Origin of the sequence: Zhongshania sp., assembly GCF_041623545.1 — a bacterium.
GTDB lineage: Bacteria > Pseudomonadota > Gammaproteobacteria > Pseudomonadales > Spongiibacteraceae > Spongiibacter.
The window spans coordinates 1-7,789 of sequence record NZ_JBFJWS010000149.1 but is presented as its reverse complement, the minus strand read 5'-3'; the positions used below and the strand labels follow the sequence as shown (position 1 = coordinate 7,789).

At 50.8% G+C, this 7,789-nt stretch carries 7 protein-coding genes and 2 pseudogenes; all 9 read right to left on the bottom strand.

All coding sequences use genetic code 11. From position 1 onward, the window contains the following. Positions 1–219 (bottom strand): annotated as a pseudogene (locus tag ABYT30_RS12720) (PrkA family serine protein kinase); the annotation flags it as partial. A 603-nt stretch (positions 220–822) separates the two neighbouring features. Then, positions 823–1,527, bottom strand: coding sequence for an SDR family NAD(P)-dependent oxidoreductase (locus ABYT30_RS12715; RefSeq protein WP_373096796.1), 705 nt, complete (start codon positions 1,525–1,527; stop codon positions 823–825). Positions 1,528–1,583: 56 nt separating this feature from the next. After that, entirely contained in the window at positions 1,584–2,081 is a 498-nt protein-coding gene (locus tag ABYT30_RS12710; protein ID WP_373083928.1) for a 6-pyruvoyl tetrahydropterin synthase family protein, read from the bottom strand. Between the two features lie 66 nt (positions 2,082–2,147). Further along, positions 2,148–2,681, bottom strand: coding sequence for a shikimate kinase (locus ABYT30_RS12705; RefSeq protein WP_373096794.1), 534 nt, complete (start codon positions 2,679–2,681; stop codon positions 2,148–2,150). A gap of 139 nt (positions 2,682–2,820) precedes the next feature. Next, a complete protein-coding gene (gene mmsB, locus ABYT30_RS12700; protein ID WP_373096792.1) occupies positions 2,821–3,708 on the bottom strand; it encodes a 3-hydroxyisobutyrate dehydrogenase in 888 nt (295 codons plus the stop codon). 108 nt (positions 3,709–3,816) lie between these two features. Then, positions 3,817–4,941 (bottom strand): enoyl-CoA hydratase/isomerase family protein, encoded by a 1,125-nt coding sequence (locus ABYT30_RS12695; protein ID WP_373096790.1) that lies wholly within the window; start codon positions 4,939–4,941, stop codon positions 3,817–3,819. Next, positions 4,941–5,732: an enoyl-CoA hydratase gene (locus ABYT30_RS12690; RefSeq protein WP_373085000.1), complete on the bottom strand. Its 792-nt coding sequence runs from the start codon at positions 5,730–5,732 to the stop codon at positions 4,941–4,943. The genes ABYT30_RS12695 and ABYT30_RS12690 overlap by 1 nt, the downstream gene beginning before the upstream one ends. Further along, entirely contained in the window at positions 5,729–6,889 is a 1,161-nt protein-coding gene (locus ABYT30_RS12685) for an acyl-CoA dehydrogenase family protein (RefSeq protein ID WP_373082250.1), read from the bottom strand. The genes ABYT30_RS12690 and ABYT30_RS12685 overlap by 4 nt, the downstream gene beginning before the upstream one ends. A gap of 128 nt (positions 6,890–7,017) precedes the next feature. Next, positions 7,018–7,789, bottom strand: a pseudogene (locus ABYT30_RS12680) (aldehyde dehydrogenase); the annotation flags it as partial.

Here is a 7,789-nt window from a genome sequence, read left to right as displayed (position 1 = left end):
CGGATAGCGGGGAATAAGCCGATTGGAAAAAATACGCGACAAGCGTGGATCTTTGCGGGTATCAATAAGCTCTGGCTCGCCGATAGCGGCCAGCATTCGCTCCGCGGGGGTTGCGTAAGCAAGGGGGTCCTGTCGACAGAGGTCTAGGTAGGCCTCAAGGGACATCTCTTCATCGCGCCCCTTCAGGTATTGCTCACGAACATTGTCTAATATGCCCATCTTTGCAATCTCCTTCTGTGCTGTGCTGCGGCGCTAAAAAACTCCACGACGAGGAAATTCTAAACGCCCTTTATGGATGCAAGCAACTTTACTGTACTCCGTTACGGCATGACCATCCAGTTGGATTATCAATAATTTACAGAATAAATATAAAATAATTTTTGCTTCCACACGAAACTTTTACGGAATTTAGTAACGCTAAAATCATGGTGCGAATTGGCGTACACCACCATCATGGATACTACTTACCTATGTCGGACATATGCCTAATTCATCATCTAAGATGGTTAAACCCGTATATTAGATTTCCGCTAATACTGGCGTACTTAGTAACGCAAGATTGTAACCAGAATAAAAAAACAACCGTAAATGACTATATTTAACCTCAGAGTGGGAATCGTCCCTAGGTAAAATAAAGAGGGCGTAACGTAGCCCATGACGACAGCTCGCTTAGTGTCTTTAGACATTGCAAAGTTGCGATTAGCTTCGCCACGGTGCCGACTTAATTCATAGGACAAAAACAAATTGGGCGACACTAGAGATACTAGCATCGCCCAGTAATGAGGCAAGTTTTAGAGAACAATTAGGCCAAACTAAGCAGTGTTAACGCTCAATTTGCCCGAGATTGGCATGGATGACACTGCCATTAATTACAGGATTGCTAGCACAAAACCATATGGTGGCAGCAATTTCAGCGGGATCAATTAGGCGGCCAAAACTGACCATACCAGTAATGCTCGCCATCACCGCAGGATCATCCCCTAAGTTTGCTCGTAACATCCCTGTATCAGTGAAACCGGGGCAAATACAGGCACTATGAATACCCGCACCAACCAGATCCTGGGTAGTTGCCCGCATCAGACCAATCACCCCGTGCTTACTCGCAATATACGATGCACATCCCGATACCGCCTTCTCCGCCAAGGTTGAGCCCATATAGAGAATAGCAGAACCCGGTTTCATGAGCGGAATTAACAAGGTATTTAATTGCTGGGGGGCCACCAAATTGACCTGGAGAACTTGGCGAAAATTGTCCGCCGCAAGTGTTCCAACACTATCACTGTCGTGACGGGCGGCGTTATGCAATAACACCAGCTGGTCTGCACTTTCGGCAATACCGATCAACTCGGCCTCACAGCTCGCCAGCCAATCTGATTGCTGCATATCGACACAAATCTGTTCGGCGCCTTCCAAGGCGATTCCCCGGCGCGACAGGTTGACAATGCGATAACCCTCGGCCTGAAACTTTTGTGCCGTTGCGTAGCCTATTCCTTGACTGCCGCCACTGACAATTAATACTTTAGTCATTATCGGATCTCTTAAACCTAGCCAATCTCTATTTAATTAATTGCTTCAGCCGCGAATTAATCGCGGCTCCAGCTCGCCGACCCCCACTGACCGGGTCCTGAAGACACCTTCATAATTAATTCGCGAATCTCATTGCCTTCAATAAAAGGGGCATCTCGCAGTAACAATTCCAACAAGTAACGCGCAAATTCTTCAACAGTGGTATTACGTACCGGTAGCACCAAGGTATCTGACACCAGAAAAGGGATTTCCTCGCCGTTAAATTCGGCGATGTACTGCACGCCTTCAGTGCGAATCCGCATAAAGGGTGAATTTGCGGGAAGCAAGGTATATTCGTCGAGCTGAGCACAGAGCTTACGCAGTCGCTTTTTAATCTCCACATAGCTAAAGCACATACCGTTGTCGCCAACATCAGCCGTTAACAATAAACTGACCTTGAAATTATGACCATGTAAGCGCTCACGCTCAGTGGCGGAAAAAATGGTGAAATGCGCACCGGAAAATTTCAAATCTTCCTTGCTAATCTCGATACAAGTATAGGCTTTAACAGGCATTACGGATGCAGGTCCTTATCGTTATAGAAGCAAATCATACTGTAAATACAAAGTTACTAGCTTAACTCAGTCACTCGGGTCTTTACACTCTAAGCCAAGTGCCACTTCAAGGGCTAACAACAAACCCTGCTCATCTAGGCCGCCCCCCGCCACCACAATATCTGCATATTGGCGATATAGCGGCAAACGCTCCGCGTACACGTCCGCCAAGCTCAACCCCGGCGGTCCCGCGATGCCACGGCTCTCAAGGTTTTGCACCCTCGCCGTAATTTCAGCGAGGGGAATATCCAAAAACACACAGGGACCAAAGCACTTCAAATGCGCCATCGCCGCGGTGCTGTATACCGCACTACCGCCAGTTGCAACCACTTTACCGGTAAAGTTATTAGCCAGTAACACCCGCTCTTCAATGCTGCGCAGCGCCAAGTAACCCCGTTGATCGAGAATCGCCTGTAAGCTTTGACCTTCCTCTCGCTCTATTAGACGGTCGGTGTCAACTAAAGGCAGACCGTGCCGCTGAGCAAGCCCGATGCCTATAGTTGACTTTCCCGCTCCAGGCATCCCGATCAAAACAATCCCGCGCAGTACATCTGCTGCCATATCCAATAACTCATTTCTGCCGCAATCGCGCTACCTTGCCACAAACCGCGGAAAAATAACCTAACACACAAACAAAAAAGGCAGCTAACGCCAATGCGTTAACTGCCCAAGCTTCTTTTCAGAAGGGAAACCAATATTGCTATTCCGATTGAAACATTTCCAGAATGGCCGAAAAATCCCGCTGGGCATTGCCTTTTTGCGAGAACGAGGAATATAGACTTCGCGCCAATGACCCCATCGGCACAGAGCTTTGAGTCACAAGGCTATTTTCCATCGCCAGACCCAAGTCCTTCAGCATCAGCTGCACCATAAAGCCCGGTTTATAGTCATTTGATGCCGGAGCCGTTGGCATCACTTCAGGATAGGGATTGTAATTTTCCAGCGACCAGTTTTTACCAGAGCTATTGAGCATAATCTCCGACAATACCTTGGGATCGAGACCGTTGTTCGCACCAAGTTGCAGAGCCTCTGCAGTGCCGATCATATGCACCGCCAGTAACATATTATTACAGATCTTTGCGATCTGGCCGGCGCCGTGACCACCAGCATGGAAGATATTTTTACCCATACCCTGTAGCACTAGCTTAGCTCGTTCAAACGCCTTGGCATCACCGCCACACATAAAGGCCAATGTACCCGCCTGCGCGGCTTTCACGCCGCCCGAGACGGGCGCATCGATCATCTGCAAACCTCGCTCGGACGCAGCGACACCGACCTTGCGAGCAGTCTCTGCGTCGATAGTGCTGCAATCCATAAATAAAGTGCCGGTGGTCGCCTTGGCGATCAAGCCGTCATCACCGAGGTATAGACCGGCGACATGCTTACCGGCTGGCAACATGGTGATTACGGTATCCGCCCCCGCCAAGGCTTCTAGGGCCGTAGCGGCCTTTGCCGCGCCAAGCGCAACGACGGCATCCATTGCCGCGTCGACCAAGTCGAACACAGTAACCTGATGGCCCGCCTTCACCAAATTGGACGCCATTGGCCCGCCCATATTACCTAAACCAATAAAAGCTACCTTCGCCATAATATCGACTCACTCCAGAGTGGCGCCGCGCAAAGCGTGACGCCTTAGAATATAAAAATACTTGTTATTCATACCGACTAACCGCAGCTAGCCACTACCGGTTATTGCCTATAAATCCTGTAACGGGTTTTCTGGCCACGGCGCGCTAAAATGTTCTTCAATCAGCGCTGCGGGCACTTCCGACGCGGCGCTATGCTGCCAGCGCGGCGTTTTATCTTTGTCGATCAAGAGCGCTCGGACCCCTTCAGTAAATTCACCCTGTCGAATAATCCGCGTAGAAAGGACCAACTCAGCTTGAAAAACGGCGTTAAGTGCAAGCCCCCGACAGCGGCGTAATTGACTCGTGATCAATCGCGCGCTCAATGGTGAACCAGACGCCAATGCAACAGCAGCTTTTTGCAGCCAAGGATTCGCAGACTGCGCATTGGCAATCCGTTCGATAATGGCCAAATCATCATCACCGGCACACATTGCGTCAATTTCAGCCGCTGCCGCCTCGACGTTACCCTCTGGCATGGCACTTTGCGAACGCTGGCCGAAGTCGCGTAATACATCAAAAACCCGTTCATGGTTATCCGCCACGCCGGTCGACCAGGGCACCGCAGTTAATGCCGCAAGTACCTCGTCAGCGTAGCGGGATTCGATAAAAGCCTCTGCTAGCCCTAAGTAGCGCGCATCGGCGGCATTAAACGAGGCGCCTGTTAGCGCTAAAAACAAACCACTACTACCCGGCATTCGATTTAGGAAGTAACTGCCACCAACGTCTGGGTATAAGCCAATCGTGATCTCGGGCATCGCCAAACGCGTTTTCTCATTGACAATTCGGTAACTGCCTGCGGCAAAAATACCCATACCGCCACCCATGACGATGCCATGACCCCATACGATGACCGGCTTGTCGAATTTGTGCAGCAAGTAGTCGAGCCGATACTCGCGTTCGAAAAATGCCTCTGCGTATTCACAGGGACCGCCAGCGGGCTCTAGCGATGAGCGATACAAGGCTTGGACATCACCGCCAGCACACAGGGCCTTTGGCCCAGCACCGCGAATGAACACCGCGGCGATATCACTGCGCTCGCGCCAATCCCGAAGCTTGGCCAGCATTAAGTCGACCATATTGAGACTAAGAGAATTAAGGGTTTTCTCCACATTTAAAGTGATCAGCCCCAGCGCCGGACCACTTAGGGAAGCCCGCTCTTCAAATAACACTTCGTCCATTAGTTCTGCGCTCATTAGGCGTTTTTCCATTCTGGGCTGCGTTTCTCCAAAAAGGCGGTCACGCCTTCTTTTTGATCCGCCGTGTCAAATAGTTGGATAAAGCGCTCCCGCTCGAGCAACAAGCCCTGGGGCATCACGGCCTCTCTGGGCTGGTGAATCAATTCTTTACAAAAAGTTACCGCCACTGGGCTCTGCTGGGCGACCTTCGCCGCCAATGCCAATGCCGCGTCTTTTGCCGTGCCTGTTTCAACCACTTCTTCCACTAAACCGAGGCTTAGCGCTTGATCTGCTTTAATGCGTTCGCCACACAATATGATGCGCTTTGCCCAACCCGGACCAACCAATGCAGTTAAGCGCTGCGTGCCACCGGCACAGGGCAGCAAGCCAACTTTAGCTTCTGGTAGGGCCATTTGCGCTTGTGACTCGGCGATACGGATATCACAGGCAAGTGCACATTCCAGACCGCCGCCCATGGCAAAGCCATTAATCGCAGCAATAGATACCCCACGAAAATCCGCCAAGGCCTCGAAAGCCTGACCAAATTTTAAGCCGATATCCTGCGCCACAGCTTTGTCGCCACTGGCAAACATATTCAGATCCGCGCCGGCGGAAAAAAACTTCTGGCCAGCACCGGTAATAACCAAGCTATAAATAGTTTTATCGGCATTTAAATTGGCTATCAGTGTTTTCAAACCGCTTAATGATTCGGCATCCCAGGTATTTGCACCGGGATTGTCGATGGTGATCAAGGCGGTATGATCAATAATCTCAACTTTCAGTTTTTCTGTCGGGCTGTAATCGCTCACTTAATAACCTCCAAGGCGCCATCCATTAACAAACGTCGGCCAATAATGACCCGCATAATTTCATTGGTTCCCTCGAGAATTTGATGCACGCGGCTGTCGCGAACATGACGCTCCAAGGGGTACTCTTTAATATAGCCATAGCCACCGTGTAACTGTAGTGCGTCATTACAGATGGTGAAGCAGACATCAGTAACAAAACGCTTGGCCATGGCGCAGTAGCTGCTGGCCTCAGGGTCAGCGCTATCGAGTTTAAAGGCAGCCAAGCGAACCATCTGCCGCGCTGCGACCAGATTTGTCGCCATATCCGCCAATTTAAACTGGGTATTCTGAAAATCAGCAATCGACTGGCCAAATTGCTGACGCTCTTTCACGTATTCCACGGTCGTTTCGAGCGCGGCCTGCGCAGTACCGATTGAACAGGTCGCAATATTGATTCGACCGCCATCTAAGCCCTTCATCGCAATTTTAAAGCCCTGGCCTTCTTCACCGAGCATATTGGCAGCCGGTACCACTACGTCTTCAAAGCTAATGGTTCTGGTCGGCTGACTGTTCCAACCCATTTTCTCTTCGGGCTTCCCGTAGCTAATGCCGGGGGAATCAGCAGGAATGGCAAATGCGCTAATCCCTTTTGCGCCGGGGGCGCCAGTGCGCAGCATCGCCACCAGGATATCGGTGGACCCCGCACCGGAGATAAACATCTTACTGCCGTTCACAATATAGTTGTCGCCATCAGCCCGCGCGGTGCTGCGCAAATTGGCGGCGTCGGATCCGGCATTGGGCTCAGTCAAGCAATAGGACGCTAAGGTTTCACCACTGGCCAAGCTGGGGCAGATTTCATCGATTAGCGCGGGCTTACCAAAATGGCCAATCATGCTGGTGGCCATATTGTGAATCGTTAAGTACGCCGCCGTGGATGTGCAGCCCCTTGCCAACTCTTCGACAATGACACTGGAGTCAAGGCGGCTCATGCCAAGCCCGCCTGCCGCTTCAGGGGTATACAGGCCCATAAAGCCAAGTTCACCGGCTTGACGCAATTCTTCTTTTGGGAAGATGTGCTCAGCATCCCAGCGCGCCGCATTTGGCTTAAACACGCCGTCGGCAAAGGCGCGGGCACTTTCAGCAAACGCTTTTTGATCGTCAGTTAAGTTAAAATCCATCGTCTTCTCTTATGTTGTCGCACGGCGTGTTTAAGACATGGCTACGCCGCATCAGTACTCTCTCGTATCGGAAAGATTTACCAATAGTAAAAAAAACGCCGCACGGTGGCGGCGTTTTCAGCAGAGATTTACTTGATTTTATCCATTACCTTGCCAAACAACACTTCGTCAGCAGGCAATTCTTTGGCTACTGCCAATGGCTTGGACACCCAAGTTTCATTGATCAGGTCGCGCCAAGTAATATTATTATTGGTGCTGTTACCGCCCCATGAACCACAACCCAGCGAGAAGGTCTGACGCATGCCATTCCACAGATTACCGCTGTTAGACGGCGCCTGGGGCTGGTTCACCATAACCCGTGAGGTTTTAGTGGCCAGCGCGAATTTCATGATATTGTCATCGCTGTAAGAATAAATACCGCAAGAGTGCCCCTGACCTTGATAAGCCTGAATGGCGTTGGTCATGGCTATTGCTTCATCAATGTCTTTCACCGTGTAAAACGCCATGGTGACCGACATTTTCTCACCTGAGAACGGGTAATCTGGGCCGGCGCCAGTTTCTGGCACGATGAAGAAGGTCTTTCCTTCCGGCAGATCGATACCCGCCATCTCCGCTAAGACCGGCGCAGACTGGGCCACAATGCGCGCGGCAATATGGCCATCTTCCCAAATGATCGCCTGCAACTTCTTCTTGTCTTCAGGGCTGCAAATATAGCCGCCTTGGGCCTGCAATTTTTCAAGCAAGGCATCGACATTAGACTCTAGCGCAATAACCGCGTTGTCAGAGGAACATGACGCCGCTAAATCCAAGGTCTTGGAAATACGAATTTTCTCAGCAGCCTCGTCAAGATCGGCAGTTTCATCAACCGTGATAACCGCATTACCCGCGCCCACGCCCAGT

Coding starts and splice junctions, on each gene's coding strand:
- ABYT30_RS12685 (WP_373082250.1), bottom strand. CDS start 6,889: ATGGATTTTAACTTAACTGACGATCAAAAAGCGTTTGCTGAAAGTGCC.
- ABYT30_RS12705 (WP_373096794.1), bottom strand. CDS start 2,681: ATGGCAGCAGATGTACTGCGCGGGATTGTTTTGATCGGGATGCCTGGA.
- mmsB (WP_373096792.1), bottom strand. CDS start 3,708: ATGGCGAAGGTAGCTTTTATTGGTTTAGGTAATATGGGCGGGCCAATG.
- ABYT30_RS12695 (WP_373096790.1), bottom strand. CDS start 4,941: ATGAGCGCAGAACTAATGGACGAAGTGTTATTTGAAGAGCGGGCTTCC.
- ABYT30_RS12710 (WP_373083928.1), bottom strand. CDS start 2,081: ATGCCTGTTAAAGCCTATACTTGTATCGAGATTAGCAAGGAAGATTTG.
- ABYT30_RS12715 (WP_373096796.1), bottom strand. CDS start 1,527: ATGACTAAAGTATTAATTGTCAGTGGCGGCAGTCAAGGAATAGGCTAC.